This window comes from Pirellulales bacterium (assembly GCA_035656635.1).
Classification (GTDB): Bacteria; Planctomycetota; Planctomycetia; order Pirellulales; family JADZDJ01; genus DATJYL01.
Genome location: DASRSD010000160.1, coordinates 18,815 through 38,165, shown reverse-complemented (window position 1 = coordinate 38,165; position 19,351 = coordinate 18,815). Strand labels below are relative to the sequence as shown.

The 19,351-nt window shown below is 52.4% G+C and carries 14 protein-coding genes; 6 read left to right on the top strand and 8 right to left on the bottom strand.

The features are described 5' to 3' along the window. Positions 1 to 5: 5 nt before the first annotated feature. The 4 genes from VFE46_16575 to VFE46_16560 form a co-directional block, all read right to left on the bottom strand. On the bottom strand, positions 6 to 437 hold the full coding sequence (locus tag VFE46_16575) for a hypothetical protein (GenBank protein HZZ29614.1): 432 nt from the start codon (positions 435 to 437) through the stop codon (positions 6 to 8). Continuing rightward, on the bottom strand, positions 407 to 1,276 hold the full coding sequence (locus VFE46_16570; protein HZZ29613.1) for a hypothetical protein: 870 nt from the start codon (positions 1,274 to 1,276) through the stop codon (positions 407 to 409). The genes VFE46_16575 and VFE46_16570 overlap by 31 nt, the downstream gene beginning before the upstream one ends. A gap of 52 nt (positions 1,277 to 1,328) precedes the next feature. Beyond that, positions 1,329 to 1,589 carry a hypothetical protein gene (locus VFE46_16565; GenBank protein ID HZZ29612.1) on the bottom strand — a complete coding sequence of 87 codons (261 nt, stop codon included), beginning with the start codon at positions 1,587 to 1,589 and terminating at the stop codon, positions 1,329 to 1,331. Positions 1,590 to 1,660: 71 nt separating this feature from the next. Next, a complete protein-coding gene (locus VFE46_16560) occupies positions 1,661 to 4,243 on the bottom strand; it encodes a DUF5906 domain-containing protein (protein ID HZZ29611.1) in 2,583 nt (860 codons plus the stop codon). A 1,111-nt stretch (positions 4,244 to 5,354) separates the two neighbouring features. Between VFE46_16560 and VFE46_16555 the strand changes: the two genes are divergently transcribed. Continuing rightward, positions 5,355 to 5,951: a recombinase family protein gene (locus VFE46_16555; protein ID HZZ29610.1), complete on the top strand. Its 597-nt coding sequence runs from the start codon at positions 5,355 to 5,357 to the stop codon at positions 5,949 to 5,951. A gap of 102 nt (positions 5,952 to 6,053) precedes the next feature. Here the strand turns inward: VFE46_16555 and VFE46_16550 are convergent, their stop codons facing one another. After that, positions 6,054 to 6,347 (bottom strand): hypothetical protein, encoded by a 294-nt coding sequence (locus VFE46_16550; GenBank protein ID HZZ29609.1) that lies wholly within the window; start codon positions 6,345 to 6,347, stop codon positions 6,054 to 6,056. Positions 6,348 to 6,666: 319 nt separating this feature from the next. Next, positions 6,667 to 6,813 carry a hypothetical protein gene (locus VFE46_16545; GenBank protein HZZ29608.1) on the bottom strand — a complete coding sequence of 49 codons (147 nt, stop codon included), beginning with the start codon at positions 6,811 to 6,813 and terminating at the stop codon, positions 6,667 to 6,669. A 206-nt stretch (positions 6,814 to 7,019) separates the two neighbouring features. Here VFE46_16545 and VFE46_16540 point away from each other — a divergent pair, with 206 nt between their 5' ends. Genes VFE46_16540 through VFE46_16525 form a run of 4 tightly spaced genes read left to right on the top strand, consistent with a single transcriptional unit; the run spans position 7,020 to position 12,262 of the window. Beyond that, positions 7,020 to 7,589: a hypothetical protein gene (locus tag VFE46_16540; GenBank protein ID HZZ29607.1), complete on the top strand. Its 570-nt coding sequence runs from the start codon at positions 7,020 to 7,022 to the stop codon at positions 7,587 to 7,589. Positions 7,590 to 7,613: 24 nt separating this feature from the next. Continuing rightward, entirely contained in the window at positions 7,614 to 8,603 is a 990-nt protein-coding gene (locus VFE46_16535; protein ID HZZ29606.1) for an AAA family ATPase, read from the top strand. A gap of 25 nt (positions 8,604 to 8,628) precedes the next feature. Further along, positions 8,629 to 9,339, top strand: coding sequence for a hypothetical protein (locus VFE46_16530; GenBank protein ID HZZ29605.1), 711 nt, complete (start codon positions 8,629 to 8,631; stop codon positions 9,337 to 9,339). Between the two features lie 40 nt (positions 9,340 to 9,379). Then, complete coding sequence (locus tag VFE46_16525) at positions 9,380 to 12,262, top strand: ATP-binding protein (protein ID HZZ29604.1); 2,883 nt, start codon at positions 9,380 to 9,382, stop codon at positions 12,260 to 12,262. Between the two features lie 95 nt (positions 12,263 to 12,357). On the opposite strand, the gene VFE46_16520 is transcribed toward VFE46_16525, so the two are convergent. After that, positions 12,358 to 13,023, bottom strand: a complete 666-nt coding sequence (locus tag VFE46_16520; protein ID HZZ29603.1) for a hypothetical protein — start codon at positions 13,021 to 13,023, stop codon at positions 12,358 to 12,360. Positions 13,024 to 13,365: 342 nt separating this feature from the next. Further along, complete coding sequence (locus VFE46_16515) at positions 13,366 to 14,595, bottom strand: trypsin-like peptidase domain-containing protein (protein ID HZZ29602.1); 1,230 nt, start codon at positions 14,593 to 14,595, stop codon at positions 13,366 to 13,368. A 475-nt stretch (positions 14,596 to 15,070) separates the two neighbouring features. On the opposite strand from VFE46_16515, the gene VFE46_16510 reads away from it, so the two are divergent. Then, entirely contained in the window at positions 15,071 to 19,324 is a 4,254-nt protein-coding gene (locus VFE46_16510) for a hypothetical protein (protein ID HZZ29601.1), read from the top strand. Positions 19,325 to 19,351: the final 27 nt, after the last annotated feature.

Below are 19,351 nucleotides of genomic sequence, written 5' to 3'. Positions count from 1 at the left end.
CCATTCTAATCTCCCATAATGCTTGTATCAGCCGTCTCGTTATTTGCATTTTCCACACTATTGCTAAGTCGATCGCATATTTTGTCCACAATAAGTTCCCAATCAGCCATTCCGCGTAATTCGTCAGTGATAATGGTGACCGTTTCTTTTGCAAACTCACGCAAAGCATCCTTGGTAAGCAATTCGCCTGCCTGCAACTCGTAAGCGCGATGTGCTTTCACTAACGCACCGACAGTATTCAGTAAATCGCGCACCATTGGCAAACATGCGGCGCGCTCCGCAGGCGTAGCAGCCGCATTCAGGCGATCTTCGATCAATGATTTGGCCAATGCCAATTCGTCGCGAAGCGTTGTTAAGGTGTCGGATTGCCTGAATTCGGCAATCCGAGCGTTAAATCGTGCTTCATTCAATTTGTAATTCGTAACCGATACGTCCATGTAAAACCTCCTGAAAAATCCCTGCGCCGGCCGAAGCCAGCGCAGGGTCCCCGAAACAGCCGTGCGCCTCCCTGAAAAGCGCGCGGCCGTATATCAATGACTTCGATGCTCGGCGCTCGGCTCTGTTGAGGACGGCAACTGCTCGAAGGCGTCGGCCTCGATTTGCGTTTTGCGTTCACGCAAAGCTTTAATCTGCTCGTCACCGCCGCAACTCTGGCGTCAATCTTAGCTTGCTTGGCATCCCGCCATTCACGGTCAAGCACCGCATAATGCGCCAAATCTCCACTGCGCGCGAGTTCTAAACGTGCCTCGGCAGCTTTGATTTCAGAAAACGTGAAGTGTGGATCAAAGCGCATTTCCAATAGCTCCCGCTTGGCATGGCTCACGGCTCGTTGGCGCTTCGGATCGGATTCCAATTCCAACCGCTCTGCCTCGGCATCGGCCTTCGTATCCCATTCTCGGGCGCAGCGCTCATACATATCTCGGCGCGTTTCTCTACGTTCGGGATCGACGAATCCAGAATCAAGTGCTTTTTGATATGGATTCTCGCGAGCGACTTCATTCTTCGCTTGTCGCATTGCCTGCGCAGTGAATTCAGCTACCCGCTCGTTGCGGGTACGGTCGTCAAAGTGCTCAACGCCGCGCGAAAGTTCGTGGTCGGACAGTGGCCTCCCGGCATTGCTTTCCAATGTCGAAATGACCTTTGTGCCATGCTCGTTCAATCTGGCAAGCGCAGCTTTGCGGCTCGACTTGTTTGTTGGGTCGAACCCGAATTCCTTGCCGTCCAAAGAATGGATAAAGCGGTCTCGTTTTTCAAAATATCTAACTCTTGCGTTCATTATTTTCCTCTCTGCCCGATTCATTGCGTCGGGCGGGTTGTGGGTTCGATCATTAAGCTCCGAATCGCGGCAAACGTGGCACAAGCAACGGCGCGATAAAATCCTTGACCGCGAATGTTTCGGCGTATTTTCCAAGTCGCACCGTTAGTAATTCTTGGATTGGATTCACGTATGTATCATTTGTGGGGTGCGCTGCTTCCATTTGCGCGAGCTTGTCCAGCAGCAAATAGAGCAAGCTGAGTTGCATTCCGTCGCCTTGCGCTTCAACAGTGAGCGTAAGATCGTCGCGAATTCGTTCGTAAACATTTGGCATCGGATTTTTCTCCTGCGATTGATATTGGCCCGCAACGATTGCACGGGCATCTTTGAATTGGCGTGAACTGACTAAACGGCCGTGGCCAATTGAATTGTGATTGGCCGTTGGCCATGTACCTGAGTGGCAGAGATTTCAACCTCGATTCCGTGGGCGGCAAGTGCGCCAACTGCGTCGTCAAGGTAACTGGAAAGCGTAGCCGGACTATTGCTCCATTCGCCTTTTCCAATGGCTTTGAGCAGGTCGCCGACGAAACCGTGCCATCGGTTGTTCCGTTTGATAAGTTGCGTAATCTTTTCAATCAAAGCTTGAACAATCGTTTCGCGTTCTGTTTTTTTGTCGCCCTGCATCATTTCAATTTTGTCGGGAGTAGTTAGCACGGGTAAAAATAATCTGCCGGCTGAACGGGGTAACGGTGTGTCAAACAACGTCGCCAGAAAATTCGGCGCTTCGCTTAGGAGCGACGGAGCCATTTCGTCGGTCCACGGAATCAACTTTTCTTCGATCGGAGTCACGGGGATTACCACGATGCGGTCGTCGTGCTGTTCAACGGGACAAGCATCACGACCATTGGCTGTTTGAATAAAGTGCGCCGTGTTTGTCAGCGTGTACGACGTCGTGCGCATCTCGCGAATCGAAATCGTCGGACTGTCGATCCAGGATTTGATCTTCCCGTATGCGGAGCGGGGCAATGATACCTCTTCCACATAACACAGCACTGCGCCGGCCAACTGTCCGTTGAACTTTTCGACCAGCGCTTCGCGAACGTCGGTTGCGCCTCCGTCAAAAAGCATTCCCAAGGCGCGATGCAAACTCGACTTGCCCGTGTTATTTTCCGGCGACCATAAGAACAACCACGGCAACGGTTGTTTCGGCCGCTTAATGAGACTAGCTGCCCAGAGCAACAGGTATCGTGAACCTGACGTGACACCATACTGTCTGCACCACGGATCGGTGCTTACTGCCGGGTCCAGCATTCGACCGCATTGCTTGAAGATAAGATCGAAATGCCGATGGTTTCCTTTGGTACCCGGCACTATCAATTTTCGGCCATGTCGATTCCAGCGTCTCCCCGCCAGAAATTCAGGCTGAAAAGGTTCATTAACAAGAGTCCACGGATGCTTCGCGGCGGCTCCCAGAACTCTCCTTGCACCGTCTTTCTTGCATCCATCGTGGATTAGTGCGTCTTCAAGCGTCGATTTGCTCTCAAACCCCCAAGTTCCATCATCGCGCTCCATCGCCCAGCCAGCATCTTCGTTTGTTGGCGTGGTAAGATGTCGATACTTATCGTTGGATTCATCATCGCAGGGCAGGTCGATTGCGAAGTGGCGTTTGAGCTTTCGTCCTTCGCCGGCCCAGCCGTTCACTTGCTCTTTGCCGATCCGATCGCATGTAACTAAGAGGCCACCATTTTGAATTGAGAAACTTACCGCGCGTTCCGCAACCGGCGGTAAGCTGATGCGGAAGTATCCAGCAGCACGATTCGCGGATTCAAGCGTCGGGCAGGTAAAACCCTTTCCAGTCCATACTCCGTCAACGGCACGGCAGATATTTTGCAAATCGAGAGATTGATTGAACAGAATGCATGCTTGACCGGATTTTGTCTCACCCCAAATGCTCGTTTCCTTTGCATTCCCCAACCGCACAACCAACATCGCACCATTGGGTCGCAGGTATGCGTAAGCGTTCGGTTTGCCAGGATCGCTTCCTTCGCTTACCGTCTCAAAAAATCCCCGAAGCCTCAAAGTTTCGTGAACTTTGGCAAGTTCTGCCGTGTGCAAATGGTAGCAGCCGTGGTCCGGCAGATAGATCAATGTGGCGTGTTTAACGTACTCCGCGAATATAGCGTCATGCTGTCTATCGCGACGAACCTTCGGTTGAGAAGCCGCAAAATCCTCATTCAATCCTTCAACATAGATTTTGCTTCGCTTTCTCGTTACCACAGGTAAATAGTCGCACCAATTTGGCACGTCTATTGGCGACAGCTTAGTGGTTGCTTTTTTGAGAAGTTCAAAACCACGGTTTTCGTCAGTCGCACGCCTGGACCAAAACCACATATTGCCGCCGCACGCATCGACGGATGCTGTCAGGTCCATCCCAAGGTCGTGCGACAATTTCGCCAAAATTGCTCGTGCAAGAGCGGCGTGCTCCGTATGGTTTACAACATTCTTGAAGTCGGAAAGATGAACATAAATGTGTCTGCCTCTTCCCCCCGTGGAACGGCGTAGCTCGGCGTAACCAATTCTTTCTACGGCAATATCAATTTCTTGAATTTCGGCATCCGAAATTCCGACCCCTTCCGCATGACCTAAGATCGTATCGAAATCGAAACCGACCCACTGGCTGCCATCCGCTCCGAATCCCGTCGATCCGATTTCGCTAGCGTATTCTTCCAATGGATACGTCAGGTAACGCTCTGCCCAATCTGGCTTGACTCCCGCGTCGCGCGGGTAGCGGAAATTGTAAAAATCTCGTCCGTTATGTCGTCTTTTTGCTGGATTGTTATCATCATCAACTGGTTCACCAATGTCTGTCCGAATGTTGACCTGTATTTCAACTGGCCAACTCTTCCAAACGCGCTTCACTAAATCTTCATTTTGTGAATTACAGGATGCTTGAAGGAATCGGGGAAGCCCCACTGAAAACTCGTTCATACAATGCCTCAAACTCTCTTGTTCAGGGATACACGAAACCAGCGGAGAGTAAGACGGCTGGTTGCGCAGCAATTGCGGCAGGCAGCCGCTTTGAATTAGCTATTGGCAGGGTGAGCGGTGAGGGGAAATTCTCCGCTTCCCTTTTCTAATTGGCGCGCGCTTGGAGAGAGAGAGTGCGCGCGGAAGAGAAAGATAAATAATTGTCAACCGCTCACCGCTCACCCGCGACCTGCCGGCATCCAGGTGCCAAGCTACACGGCTGCAAGCGGCGGGCAGGTGTATGTGACCGTTCCTTCCTGTACCAATACAGTAGCGCATTCCGGTCGGTTTTTATAAAAAAACTGAAATTGCTCTTGGCTGTCGGCTCAGTTGAATCGGTTTTGGGATGCCACGGTCTGTACGCCAATGCCGTCCTGTACCAATACAGTAGTGCGAAGTGGTCCTTTTTTATAAAAGTTTCCCAAAATAGTTCGGATACTCGGCGATCTGCCCACACGGTTATCAATCGGCCCCACGGTTACAGTGGCCGGAAGTCTTGCCAGACAGCCCCCTGACCGTCTGGGAAACCGTCCAAAAGCCTTTTGTGAAGTGCCGCCCGACTCCGGCCAGCATACTTTGCCGCGTCAGAAACCGACCTAAAAAGCCTCACAGCGCCATCAGGACCGAAACGTAGCAGAGGGCGGCCCATTCCACGCCGATACTTGCCCGGTGGCACAGGCGCGTGCGATTCTAGCCACGGTGCCATGCCGCCGGCCCAGCGGGTAATTTGTTTCAAACGCTCGCGAGCTAATCGCCTAGCAGCAGAGGCGCAAATTGGATGCGAACCGCCGGCAATCCAACGCCATTTTTCGCCAAACGCTCCCGGTATCCGATCAATACGGCAAGGTATCACGCGCACAGGTAGACCAGTGGCGTCGATCATTTCAATAACACCCCAGCGATTTAGGTTCACGAATGCTCCAAGTGTAAAATTTGAGTCTATACCGCCAAACACCCGCCCGCTGCTAATATCCAAACGACTTATGGCAATGCAAAATTGTTCAGGTAGGTTTTTAATTCAAGTTTGACAATTTGTCGAAATTGAAGCATGGTTGAATTAGGAGAGTCAGCCATGCAAAAGCACGTTGCTATGTATGTTCGCGTTAGTTCCCGCCGACAAGATCATCGCAGCCAGTTGCCCGATCTAGAGCGGTGGTCAGCCGCACAATCGCGGCCAGTTGTGTTTTACCGTGACAAATTCACGGGCAAGACAATGGAGCGGCCGGGTTGGAAAAAGCTACAGGCAGCCATTGAACACAGGGAAGTCGCCACAGTCGTTTGCTGGCGATTGGATCGGCTTGGGCGCACTGCTCGCGGGCTGACGGCGCTTTTTGACGATCTTCAACACCGTGGAATCAATCTCGTTTCGCTTCGCGAAGGGATTGATCTTTCGACGCCGGCAGGGCGGATGCTGGCGAACATGCTTGCGAGCGTGGCTCAGTTTGAAACAGAATGCCGTGCAGAGCGCGTGCTAGCCGGGCAAGCGGCAGCCCGCGAACGTGGCGTAACGTGGGGTGGACGCAAGGAAGGAACGCAAACCAAAGCCATTGCCGAAAAGGTCCAAGCTATTCGCACGTTGCGCAAGGCTGGTGAAAACGTCAGCAGCATTGCACGGGCGTGCCAAGTTTCTCGCCCAACAGTTTACGCCGTGATTCACGGCGGATGGTAGAGGGAGGGTTTTTTCTCGAAATTGAAACGGGGTTATCCGACTGGCGCGAGTTGCCATGCTCTATTGTCATTGCAACACCGAAAAACAGCCGGCGCTGCCGCGTCACTGATTACCGTTCTTCGCATCTTGCGATTGTCGATATAAAACGGTTGGGGCCGGTTCGCCCCATCGCCGCTGCCATTCATCTTCCCATTCGTGAAGATGTTTTTGTTGCGCTGCATTCACCGCATCTTCAATCATCTTGGTTTGAGCTTTTTGCTCTAGTTCGGCTTTTGTCGGATATTGACTTGCCACGGTCCAAATTATTCCGAACGTCAGGACAATCAGAATTCCAAGAGCCGTCGTGCTTTTAGTTGTACTCACGATGTTTTCCCCGAAAACAAAAGGGAGCGCCACACTGGACCCTCCCAGAGTCCCCGCCAAGGGACCAAACGAAGGCCAGGCGGCGCTCCCCGTTTCCACGGGGAGCGCTCAGCCTGTCTCGTTTGGAAAGAGCCGTCGGGCTCAGTTTGGCGGTATCTCTGGGAGACAGATTGATGCACTCGCATCAATTTCAAATTGTGACAGCCACTATGGGGCTGTGGTCGTTATTTCTCCAATGGGCAAGGGTTAGACCAAATCAAGTCTAGCATTTTGTTCTGAAAACCAAGGGCGGCGCGCCGTCGCCGTCATTTTAGCCGAGAATCGGCCATGCGCCATCGTGGAACGCAGAGCGTCAATGCAGCAACCAAGCGACTAGGCCGAAAAGTACCAGCCCGCCGACGATCCAGGCGGTCAGTCGGCCGACGCCGGCGAAGTCTTGATCTTGCTCCGGCGTGGATGCGATGTACGTGGTCCAGAAATCGTCGTCTTGATCGTCCATAAGCCCAATTCTAGTTGACGTCGCTTTTCCAGTCCAAAGGCGTTCACGAGAAATAACAACAATGTCGCTCTGGTTACATGATTGAATAGGCTTTGATTAGAGCAGGTCTATTATTCACTTGCTTGACAGCGGCATTCTGTGAGCGTTAGGCTGTCGGTGTACGAATGCCCTGATTTACCGACACATTCATTTGGAGCGTATCTGCCGTGACCGAACATTCTCCAGCATCTGAGGGCAAAGTCGTACAAGATTTTATCGCGAAATTGGCAAAGCTAACTGACGAAGGCCGCCAACGGGTGATGCAAACAGTTGCCACATTCTACAGCCTCTCACTGACACAATCGCATCGAACTGGCGAGGCATTTGCGAGCCCTTCGCGACACGTCGCCGCGGATTCCCCGTCTCGTTTTTCAGATCACGTCGATTTGGAGCCAAAGGAGTTCATTCGCGAAAAACATCCAACCACCGATGTTGAGCGTGTCGCGTGCCTTGCGTACTACCTATCGCATTATCGCAACCTGCCACATTTTAAGACGCTCGATATTAGTACGTTGAATACTGAAGCCGCACAGCCCAAGTTTTCTAATCCATCTGTTGCTATATCCAATGCGCTACGGACGGGGTACCTCGCAGAAAGTTCGAGAGGCCACAAGCAAATAAGCGCGGCTGGCGAGAACTTTGTAATGGCGTTACCCGATCGAGAAGCGGCAAAGCATGCAATGGACCGAGCGCGGTCAAAGCGCAAAAAACGCGCTGGTACTTCCAAAAAGTCGTGAATCGAGTAACGCACAGATCACTTTATGCGGCCGCCAGCCAAAAAAATTACGATCTATAACCACAAAGGTGGAGTAGGGAAAACTACTTTGACCGTGAATGTCGCTGCTGCGCTCGCGGCAGAAGGCATGCGAGTTCTTTTGGTTGATAGCGATCCACAATGCAATCTCACATCATATTTGGTGCCAGATAATGTTGTCGATGACCTGCTTGATACTTCCGAAACATCACACGGCAGAACAATTTGGTCGGCACTAAAACCGATTTGTGATGGTGATGGTCAAGGCCGCGTTGTGAAGTTGCTGGAAATGCCGGGACAACCTCGCGCATTTTTACTTCCCGGCGACATTCAGCTTTCACGATTTGAATTGGCACTTAATGATGCTTGGACAGATTGCTTCAAGCGAAGGGTGCCGGGGTTTAGGACGACCACGGCGATAAGTGAATTGGTGGAGTCGCTTTGCAAAGTTCATCGTTTCGACTATGTCTTTTACGATGCTGGCCCTAACATTGGCCCACTAAATCGAGTCCTGCTGCTTGACTCTGACTACTTCATTATTCCCAGTGTATGCGATTTCTTTTCGGTCCGGGCGCTCATTACGCTCGGACAGACACTGAAGGATTGGATCACCGATTGGGAAACAATTGCAACGCTCGCACCGAGCAAAGTCAAGCTCTTGAAGGGGCAACCGCAGTACCTTGGATATATTCCGCAACGGTTTCGCACCTATGGCGGAGAAATGGCATCCACGCCCGCCACATACGCCTCACTGTTTGAGCGTCACATATACCGCGACGTTGTTTCGGTGCTGAAGCATGTGGTGACCCCATTGCGAAGAACGGGCAAGGTCGGCCACAAACTCGGGGAAGTCAGGGATTACGGTCCGCTCGTCCAGCAATCACAAGCTAAAGGTGTTCCTATGTTCCTCGTCAATACAGGAGACAAACATAAACGCCGGAACGCAATAACAGACTTTCGCCAGATTGCGAAGCGCATTCTTACATTGACTCGGTGAGCCAGTCACGCACCCGAAATCATTTATGGCGAAGACAACTTATACGCCGAATGTGGCCGAGCGAAAGCGAATAAGCGACTGTGTTAATTTATTTAAGCGCGAACGACATGACTTTGAACGATTTGCAGAGGTGTTGCATGGTGACATCGCGACTGCACCCGGTTTAGTTCCATTTATTAAATTTGCGAAACACCGAGTTAAGGACCCGAGCCACCTGAGAGAAAAACTTCGTCGCAAATGTATCGAATGCAAACGAGGGGGAAAGCACTTCGACATCACAGCGACCAATTTATTCTCGCGAATAACCGACCTTGCTGGAGTGCGCGTACTTCATCTGCATACGGATCAGATGCGTGCGATCCATCCGCAATTGCTTGCTCTCTTTAAGCTGCAAAAATACGAATTGCTCGAAGGCCCAATTGCGAATCTCTGGGACCACGAGTACGAGACTTTCTTTTCGTCGATCGGAATCAAGTGCAACGTGCGCGTCGATACGATGTACACAAGTGTTCATTACGTAGTGCGTGCGAATACTACGACGGAGACCGCGTGCGAGTTGCAAGTGCGTACATTGAGCGAAGAACTATGGGGCGAAGTCTCGCACAAACTTAATTACCCAAAACGGACCACGAGCGTTGCATGTAATGAACAATTAAAGGTATTAGCACGCTTGACATCAAGTGCAACGCGCCTCGTTGATTCCATATTCAAATCTTATGACGATCACTGCAAATAATAGTGCAGTGTCCCGAATATTTGGGTAGGTAGGCTGCCAAATGACTTTACCCGATCGCCTTGCTGAATTACTACTATCGCATCCTCGCCTTTTCAGCACGGTTAATTTAGCCGTCGATCGCGTGCAGCAATGGATGGAAAAGGCCCATCTGACATTCTTTCCTGATTGGACCGACCACGGCCCGCTTCATGTGGAACAAGTGCTTGTCACGGCAACATCATTGATTTCCGATGAAGCATGGAAGTCTGTCACCGCGCAGGACGCAGCGGCACTTGTACTTGCTACTTTGCTCCACGACTCGGCGATGTTGCTGAATGAAGATTGTTTTGCAAGCCTTGTTACTCAACCGCGCAAGCGAATTAGAGGCATCGGGGATAAGCCGTGGCATGTACTTTGGAAGGAATTTCTGATCGAGCAGCAAAAATATGGGTCTAACGCGCTCAGGGGCATGTTCCAGGACGATCAACTCGATATTCTGTTGCCGCCTGACGTGTGGACTGCGCAACAACGGAGAATTATCGGTGAAGAATTCCTTCGCAAGCATCATAGCCGCTTAGCGCATGAGATAGCGCTTTGGGGGTTGCCGCAAGTTACTGGTTCGCCATTTAGACTTATCAATGGAATAAAATATGAAGTGCGAGACATCGCGGGATTTATCGCACGCAGTCATTTTATGGAGTTGAGAGACTGTCTAGGCTATCTGCGTAACAAATACGATGTTCGCGAATATCAAAATATTCATGCCGTGTTTTTGATGGCAGCATTGAGAGTGGCCGACTATTTGCAATTGCAAGCGGAACGTGCCCCCCGCGAATTTCTGCGAATCCACAAGCTCCGCAATCCGAAATCGCGCGACGAATGGATAGCCCATAAGGGCATACGCGACGTGCGCCAAAGTCACGAAGACCCAAAAGCAGTATTTGTACACGCAAAGCCGAAAGACGTTAAGACATTTCTGAAGATCAAGGGATGGCTTAATGGAATTCAATACGAACTTGACTCGTCTTGGGAATTGCTTGACGAACTCAATGGCCGATATTCCGGTCTGCAAGACCTAACACTGACCATTCGCCGAGTAAGATCAAATCTCGACGACATCAGGCAATTTGGGAACACGGTGTCGTATGTGGCAGCGGACATCCAATTCCGCGCCGAAGGTGGCGAACTGCTTAAGAAATTAGTCAAGCCACTATATGGTGACAATCCCGAGATTGGCGTTCGTGAACTCTTACAGAACTCTGTAGATGCAGTTCGTGAACTACGAGTATACAAGCCACGTTATGTTCGTGAGCCGATTGACGTGTTCGGCGGCACAACGAGCAATGCGGACGTGGTCTTATTATTTGAGGACAATGATTCAGGTGCATACTTCACTATCGAGGATCGCGGCATTGGGATGACCGATGCTGTAATCCGTGAGTATTTTTTGACGGCCGGAAAATCTCTTCGCGAGAGCCGTGAATGGAAGTCACTGTTTCTAAATGATGGTGCCCCAGTTCTTCCACGTTCCGGACGTTTCGGAGTAGGGGCGCTGGCAGCGTTCCTCATGGGCGATCAAATACATGTGTCGTCGCGGCATTTTGAACATCGTATTGGATACGAATTCACCGCTCGCTTAAACGAGGAATCAATCGCAGTCAAAAAGATCAAGCAACCGGGATATGGCACGCGAATTCGTGTTCGGCTGTCAAACAGGGCACGAGACACCCTCAGAAAGTACGACAGTTGGGATTGGTACTGTCTTGAGTATCCAGTCGTTGAGCGATTCCATATCACGAATGGAAGCGCTTTACTGCTCGAAGGGCGGACTAAGCGACCACTGCCGGGCACATCCAATTCATTATCACAATGGTTTTCGCCGAACAATCCAATTTGCTGGCACTACTTGGAGGCGAAAGGATTTACGTCCGTCCATTGGGGTTTTGAATTCTTGGAGTGGTATTTTCGCAGGTTTCCTTATACCGGCCGATATGGCCGGTATTCCCCCCGTGAGTCAAAGAGAAGAGATAAATCACGACATTCATTGCCCCCGAGGCTTACTTGCAATGGACTTGTTGTAATCGACGACAATGACACGAAGTTATCCCTCAGTGCCAACATACTGGAAATCTCTTTTCTATCGGTCATCGAAGGATCGCAGCATTTGCCGCTAACACTCCAACGAGACGGCCTCGAAGCAGCGTTGCCATTTGCAGAGGAATTGGCGGACGACACTTTAAAGAGTCTCATCGCATTTGCGATTCTTTTCGCGCCGCAAAACATCGCACAAATCGCATCACGAGACGTATATCCGATGCCCTGGAAAAACGCCCTAGTGTGTTGTTCGACGGGCACCACATTTCTCGACCCCGGGTTGCTTAGGACTTGCCGCGCATCAACTCTCGTAATATCTCGCGCGTATGATTGGCAGGAGGCCATGCCGCCGATTAAGTGGAATGACAAGGTCGCCGTGTGTTTTGACGCGCCAGAGCATTTGAGCGAATTGAGCGTAAAACAAATTGGTCGCCTCTATTCCCACCAGCATCGCACGACTCTTGTAAATGAGATCAAAGAAATATTGGAAGTGCCCGAAGATGATCGCCCTGGCACTAGAGTAATTTCAAAGCGTCTCCGAAACGGCTGGCAGGCAACATTGGGAGCCTGTCCACCAACTGTCATTAAGATCAGTTCGCTTCGATTGAGCCGACATTCCATTGTCGAATGCTATTTGTCTGAGCGCGATAACATCGCACCATCCCGCCTCGAAAAGATGATGTTGAGGTACACCGGCGATGGGGTGATTCCGTATGGTTTTAATGAAAGGCGGACTCGCTTAAAAGATGCGATATCCGAACTCCGGCCATATATCCATCTGTACCGGGAAGCTGCTGAGAGACTTAAGTCGCTGACAGGTTCGATTACGAGACCGATGTTACCAGAATGAAAGTAGGTAAGTATCGCTCTATCCATTTGTCTCTGGTTCATTTGTTGCCGTCTGATCGACTGAAAGTACCGTTGATTGCATTAGAATTAGATCATTTAACAACCCTCATCGTATTCTGCGGCATGTTTACGAGTGATGCACCCATCGCATTTGTGATTTTTAGCCCACTCAACCACATAGTCCGGCCAACCATGTTGTCCTGCCATTAAGTTTAGGCTGCGCAACCAAGTTTCAAACATTTCGACATGATGGTGATTCGCGTTGCTTCGGTGTCCCTGCTGTTGGTGGCATATCTGGTTAAGGTCAGGAGGAAGCAGTTTGGCGCTGCTGCCGAAATAGTAGAAGCGACGAGAAATCAAAACATTTTCGCCCCGCAGATCAGTTACTCTGTTTTCTGGACCATGCACGCTAGGTCGCTGAATCGGTGATTCCAGGCTAACTGAATAGTCGTAAATGCAGTCACCGAGTCGTTCCGACAGGTCAGCACTGTCGATTCGAGGGATGCGATGGGGCCAATCGGAATGTGCCTTTTGATCGTATTCTTTTAACGTAAGAACTTCATCGACTCGCATCGCATAAACCAATCGCCCACTGAGATCGCCACTCGGCGCATTTATTGATCCAAGTCCCGCAACCCAATCGCCAACTTTTGCGACTCGTCGAATTCCCGGCTTGCAAATGGCCAACGAACACATTCCATAGAATGGATTGGGAGCCGCGCCGTCATCAACTGGGATTGTGTAGGTGAAAAGGCGTTTCATATTACAGGCGCTCCAGCGCTATGCGGGCTTCGGCGTTTGAACGGAAGCTATTCTACTGCATCCAGCAACGTCAGGATTGCTTGGCGAATTGGTGCAGGCAGTAGCGGCCATGCGGTTACAATCCTTATCAATTCATCGACAAGTTTTGCCGCGTCTGCGCCAACTGCACCGGATTCTGCACCGCCTTGTTGCGAAACATCTGTTTTTCCCGTATCTTGCGAGGGCGGTCGAATCCCGTGCCCTCCGCTGGCGTGGTCTCTGTTACCCGCGAATAATACACATTTCGCCATATAACTCGCGCGGAACGAAAGGTACAGCAACCTCTGTTGAAACGTCGGAATCTTATGACTCGCCTGCCACCAGGTGCACGCGAATTTGCGATTCGTGACCGTCGCGGATGACGGTAATGTTCACGTCGTCGCCGGGGTGGAAGCTGTCAATCACAGAAAGAAAATCGTCGGCTGTCAGCGTCGGCTTGCCGTTTACGGCAGTGATGATATCGGCCGCGCTGCGATCGATCGTTTGCGACTGATACACAAACGGCCCCTGCCGCTTTTTCTCGGTCACAATTTTGAAGCCGCGCAGGCCAGCCTGATCGGCCGGACCACCTGGCTGAACCGCGGCCACCAATAATCCCTTGTCGGTCTCGTACACCTTCGTAATGCCGGTATCGGGCCGGGTAACGTGGCCCGTGGCGATTAATTCCGGCACTACCCTGGCAATCACTGCAGAGGGTATGGCAAAGCCCACTCCGGTGTTTTGTCCGGTTTTGCTGGCGATGGCCGTGTTCATGCCAATTAATCGGCCGTGACTGTTCAACAGCGGACCACCGGAATTGCCAGGGTTGATAGCGGCGTCAACTTGGATGACGGACTTAATTGTGCGATTGGTGCGCGATGGCAGCGTCCGATCCAAGCTCGACACAACGCCTGTGGTCAGCGTGCGTTCCAGGCCGAACGGATTGCCAATCGCATAAATTCGTTGGCCGACTTTCAGCCGAGTGGAATCGCCGAACCGGACAGGAAACAGCGTATCGGCCGGTGCATCAATTTTCAAAATTGCCACATCCGTCGATGCGTCTTTGGCAATGACTCGCGCCGGATAATTCTTGCTATCGTACAAAGTGGCCTCAATCTCTTTTGCGCCTTCCACGACATGATAGTTCGTCAGAATGTGTCCTTGCTGATCGAGCACGCTGCCCGAGCCAGTTCCTTCTTGAACAAAGTCGAGCAAAAACATCGACGTGCCGCTGGCCTCGGTTTTAATGTTCACGACGCTGCGGTTGCAGGCCTCATAGACCGCCACATTCACACGCTCCTCGGGAGTCAACTCCTCAGCGCCTTCCAAGGTTGGCGCGGGACCAAGTGCCAACGGTCGGTTGCCATCGCCGGAGCGGTTTGCAACAGGCGGCCGCGGGGCAGGAAAATCCGCTGGTCCTGGTGCTTGGGCACGATAAGGTTCTTCGGCCTTAACGGTGGGAGCCAAATTCGGCAAATTCCACCAAATCGATGCCGCCAAAGCCCCAATGACCGCGCAACTCAAACAATCAATCAACGTGTGTGTAGTTCGCATGGCAACCGCACGAGTAAATGGTTGATCCAACGACAGTCCGCTTATTGAATACCCATAAACCGAGAATATCTGATTATAGGGCTGATTGGGAGAGTGACAGGCGTGGGACTTGGCGCGGAACGCTTTACGCCGTAGGGGTTTTTGCCGCACGGCCACCCCGGCAAGACGCAGTTCTTTAAAAGCGAATCAGGCTCGAAGGAAAAGCCTCGAGCGTGCTCGGAATTCATTACTTTCCGCAAAATAGCCGCATTTTATGCCCATGCGGCCTGATTTGTTGAAGATGTAAAAATGGGAAATCTCATAGCGTAAGGTTAGGTGAGTGAATACAATAGGATTATTCCGCTGGAGGCCCAGCGGCGGGTCAAGGTGGACAACTTTCTCCAATTTGTTTGTTCATTCAGCGCAGACCTGAAGCATTCGTACCGGAACACAATGCCTGTCTGCGCAATCGCCTTTGCGCCGGAGTACCCAAATTATGTTGCGAACCACTGGCAGGTTCCTCCTTGTGGCCCTAACGGTGGCCATGGCTGCGCCGAACATTTCGCTATCGGCCACCCCGCCGAAATCGACTGAAAAATCGGCTACCGAGACCACTCGCTTCGATGCCTACGCCAAGCCCGACGGCACTTCCTACTATGCGCTAAGCTTGATGCCTCAAGTTACTTTGCCGGCGGCAGAGTCAAGCGATGTCGTGATCTTATTCGATACTTCAGCCCGGCAAGTAGGACCCTACCGCGAGAAGGGCTTGGAAATGCTGCGCGGCTTGCTGGCCACGCTGGGGAATAACGACCGCGTGAAGCTGATGGCGGTTGACTTGAATGCCGTACCGCTGACGACAACGTTCGTATCACCCCGTGGGCCCGAAATCGAAGCCGCGCTGCAGCAATTGCAGCAGCGTGTTCCGCTGGGGGCCACCGATTTGGAAGCCACGCTCAAAGGCATTGCCGGCAGTTTCAATGCCGCGCCGGCTAAACAAACCAATGCGTTATCACATGCGGCGGTATACATCGGCGACGGCCAAAGCAACGCCAACTTGATTGGCGAAGATGTGAATAAAGTCATGGATCAATTGGTCAAAAACCGTGTTTCCTTTAACTGCTTTGTCGTGGGCCCTGGCGATAACAGCGCCTTGTTGGCCGCGCTCGCCAATCAATCCGGCGGCGTTCTTCTGCTAGATAGTGATCAAGTCGCCGGCCGTGAAGTGGGCGCTCATTTCGCTCAGGCGATACACGAACCGATCATCTGGCCAACCGATCGGAAATTGCCCGCTTTTCTGACCGATGTTTATCCGACCAATACGCCACCGTTGCGCACCGATCGGGACACCGTTTTATTGGGCACCGGTGCGGCGGACGGAACGTTTGCCGTCGAAATTAAAGGAGACGCTTTCGGCCAGCCCGTCGATATGAAATGGGATGTGAAAGCTTCCAAGCCCAGCGACGACAACGCTTATCTGGCGCCCTGGGTCGAGTTCGCTAAAAACGACGGAGGCCGTCGCCTGCCGACACTAGGTTCCGAAGGTTTGTGGGCCGCCCGGCGCGTGTCGGACATGAATGCTCACACCTTCGCGCAATTGGGCCGGCAGGCTGCCGCTGAGGGAAACGTGAAGCAAGCCCAACAATTTGTCGACGAAGCGCTAAAGCGCGATCCGATGAACTCCAACGCGCTGGTGCTTAAGCAATCGATGCAAAGCGGCGTGCTGCATGCCAGCGCCATGTCACAAACGGAAGACGCGGCGCCGACAGTTGCGCAAACGGCTGTAACCGACAAGCCTCAGCCCAACGATGCCGCACCCGTTACGGATAATTCCAAAGACAGCGATTTGCTTAATTCCGTCGAGCAATCGCAACGAGTCATTCAACAAAAAGTGATGACCGAAACAACTGTCGCGCTCAATCGTGCGCGCGATCAAATGACCAATGACCCAGGGGCGATCCTGGAAGATCTGAAATTGCTGATGGACCGCGTGCTTCGTGTGCCCGAGTTATCCAGCGATCAACGGGCCGACCTGCGTAGCCGACTTTCTGCGTTGATGGAACAAGCCTCGCAGCGCCGTTTCGAAAAGGAAGCGGCCGACGTGCAGCGCGCACAAAACATGGCCGAAGCGCGTGATCGAAAACGGATTCTCGATACTTTGATGGTGAAGGAGGAACGGCTTAAAGGCCTCATCGACCGATTTAACGCGCTCATAGAGCAGGGCTATACCAATGCGGACCAGGTAACGAATGAACCCCTGCGGGCATCTCGGCGCGATGCTGCCGATGAATTCCGCCGCGCGGCTGCCAATCCGTATGGCCGTGCGCCTGTAGCAGCCACCACGGCCCCAGCATTCTCTGAATTCACTCAATACAGCGTCGAGAATGCCGCCGTGCGAGATGCCGCGGAGCGGAGTTTTATGGATACGCTGCACCTGGTGGATATTTCGCACATTCCATTCCCGGATTCTCCGCCGATCGTGTATCCCGATGCGGCATTTTGGCGAAAAATCAGCCGCGATGAAAATAATCATCCGGGCGGCCGTATCACAAAATACAGTTCCATGGATTTGTTGAGCTCCAAACCATCGGAATTGGCAATTATTAAGGCACTGGATGACAAAACAAATTTAGACTTCCAGGGCACTCCGCTCAGCGATGCCATGGAGTTCATTGCCGACAAGCATCATATTCCCATTCAGTTCGACCCGGCCGCGCTCAAGGATGCCGGTCTGGATCCCACCACGATGCAAGTCACCATGACGTTCAAGGATGTTTCCTTGAAGTCGGCATTAAAGCTCATGTTGGCGCAATTCAATTTAAGCTATCTCATCAAGGATGAAGTGCTGCAGATTACCACGAAAGAGAAAGCTGACACCACACTCACTACCAAGGTGTATTACGTGGGCGATTTGGTGGTGCCCATTCAATCGCAAGGTATCAATCCGTTCCAGCTCGGCGGCGGGTTGGGTGGTGGTGGTGGCGGTTTGGGTGGCGGCTTGGGCGGTGCCGGCGGTGGTGCTGGTGGTGGTTTGGGCGGCGGTTTAGGGGGTGGAATGGGCGGCGGTGCGGGTGGCGCGTTTAGCCTCCCGCCGGAATCTACGACTGCAATCCTCCCACAACCCGACACCGGCGGTGCACTGGACGTGAGCGATTCGCCAAACGCACCCAGTCAAAAACCGCAGCAGGCCGACAGCCGTGTTTCAACCAGCGTGCGGCCAGTTTCCAATACCGCGCCCACCGTAACCAATGCAGCCGCGCCTGCGACAACAGATAAAATCGCGGTCAATGCAGGTTCCGACCCAAATAAATCTTGGAACGAATACTTCGCTAATTTAAAGCAGCCGGATGAACAGCACGTCGTGGAAATTACTCGCAAACGAAATGCCGCCATTGCGGATACAGCCAAGGAATTAATGAACGATCGGAAGTTTGATCAGGTCACGGCCTTGATTAACGCCGCATTGCGCAATGGCTATGCACAACCTTGGATGTACGAAGCCCTGGCATTGTCGCTGCAAGCCTGCGACCAGCCCAAGGAGGAAATTGAACGGGCGCTAATGTCGGCGGCTGATTTTGCTCGTTCGCCGACCGATTTAGTGAATGTCGCCATTTACATGGCCCGCATTGGCTTGGACGCTCGCGCACTAAAATTACTGCGGCAGGTTTCTGTCTTGGAGCCGTTCCGTCACGAGCCGTACCTGCACGGCCTAACCATCGCCCAGCGATTGAACGACGTCGACGGCATTCGGTGGGCATGCTTGGGCGTTTTGAGCCAGGCCTGGCCAAACGACAAAAAGGAAATTGTACAAACGGCTCAATATGCGGCGGATGCCCTTTTGGACAAATTGCGCAGCGCGGGGCAGGCCAAGCAAGCAGCCGAATTTCGGAAGCAGCTGGATGATGCGCAAATTCGCGACTGCATGGTGAAAGTCAGTTGGACGGGAAATGCCGATATTGATTTGGCGATTGAAGAACCGACCGGCGCCATTTGCAAGTTTACTAATCCGCGCACTACCGGCGGCGGAGTGATGCAGGGCGATACCTACGCCAAATCAAAATCGCTCGGCAGCGATGGCTCCTCTGAATACTCCCAATCCTATGTGCTGCCACAAGGATTCAGCGGGCAGTACAAAGTATTGGTGCGACGATTGTGGGGGCAAGTGGCAACCGGCAAGGTGACCGTCGACGTGTACACCCATTTTGGCACGACGAAGGTACTGCACATCCACCGCCAGATTCCGGTCAGCGAACGTGATGCACTGGTTCTGTTTGATTTGAACGACGGGCGGCGCAAGGAGCCACTGGATCAGGCACAACTAGCTTTAGCCGTTGATAATCAGGAAATGCTGAGCCGTGCAATTTTGTCCGAGCAACTTTCAACTTTGGATAGTGAATCATCGTCTGCGGCAGATCTGCCCAATGGCGGCGCCGGCAACAAGCCAGTAACACCCTTCAATTTTCCCTTCTTCCGTGCCGGAGCAGTGGGTTATCAACCGGTGATTACGGTTTTGCCGGAAGGCACTAATTTGTTTGCTACGGCAGTGGTATCGGCCGATCGTCGCTATGTGAGAATTACCCCCTTTCCGTTTTTCTCGACAATCGGCCCGGTAGACACGTTCAATTTCGTGTCCGGCCAAACGGGCGGCGGTACGACAACCACGGGCGGCACCACCACCAGCGGAACGACGAGCGGCGGGACAACGACCAGCGGCACGGGCGGTGGCACGACGCTTGGCGGCGGCGGATTCTAACAATTTAGCGAAAATCGCACGACCAGC

What these genes read in the sequence shown, in the direction of transcription:
- VFE46_16575 (HZZ29614.1), bottom strand. Translation starts at nt 437, where the DNA reads ATGGACGTATCGGTTACGAATTACAAATTGAATGAAGCACGATTTAAC.
- VFE46_16570 (HZZ29613.1), bottom strand. Translation starts at nt 1,276, where the DNA reads ATGAACGCAAGAGTTAGATATTTTGAAAAACGAGACCGCTTTATCCAT.
- VFE46_16565 (HZZ29612.1), bottom strand. Translation starts at nt 1,589, where the DNA reads ATGCCAAATGTTTACGAACGAATTCGCGACGATCTTACGCTCACTGTT.
- VFE46_16560 (HZZ29611.1), bottom strand. Translation starts at nt 4,243, where the DNA reads ATGAACGAGTTTTCAGTGGGGCTTCCCCGATTCCTTCAAGCATCCTGT.
- VFE46_16555 (HZZ29610.1), top strand. Translation starts at nt 5,355, where the DNA reads ATGCAAAAGCACGTTGCTATGTATGTTCGCGTTAGTTCCCGCCGACAA.
- VFE46_16545 (HZZ29608.1), bottom strand. Translation starts at nt 6,813, where the DNA reads ATGGACGATCAAGACGACGATTTCTGGACCACGTACATCGCATCCACG.
- VFE46_16535 (HZZ29606.1), top strand. Translation starts at nt 7,614, where the DNA reads ATGCGGCCGCCAGCCAAAAAAATTACGATCTATAACCACAAAGGTGGA.
- VFE46_16530 (HZZ29605.1), top strand. Translation starts at nt 8,629, where the DNA reads ATGGCGAAGACAACTTATACGCCGAATGTGGCCGAGCGAAAGCGAATA.
- VFE46_16525 (HZZ29604.1), top strand. Translation starts at nt 9,380, where the DNA reads ATGACTTTACCCGATCGCCTTGCTGAATTACTACTATCGCATCCTCGC.
- VFE46_16520 (HZZ29603.1), bottom strand. Translation starts at nt 13,023, where the DNA reads ATGAAACGCCTTTTCACCTACACAATCCCAGTTGATGACGGCGCGGCT.
- VFE46_16515 (HZZ29602.1), bottom strand. Translation starts at nt 14,595, where the DNA reads ATGCGAACTACACACACGTTGATTGATTGTTTGAGTTGCGCGGTCATT.
- VFE46_16510 (HZZ29601.1), top strand. Translation starts at nt 15,071, where the DNA reads ATGTTGCGAACCACTGGCAGGTTCCTCCTTGTGGCCCTAACGGTGGCC.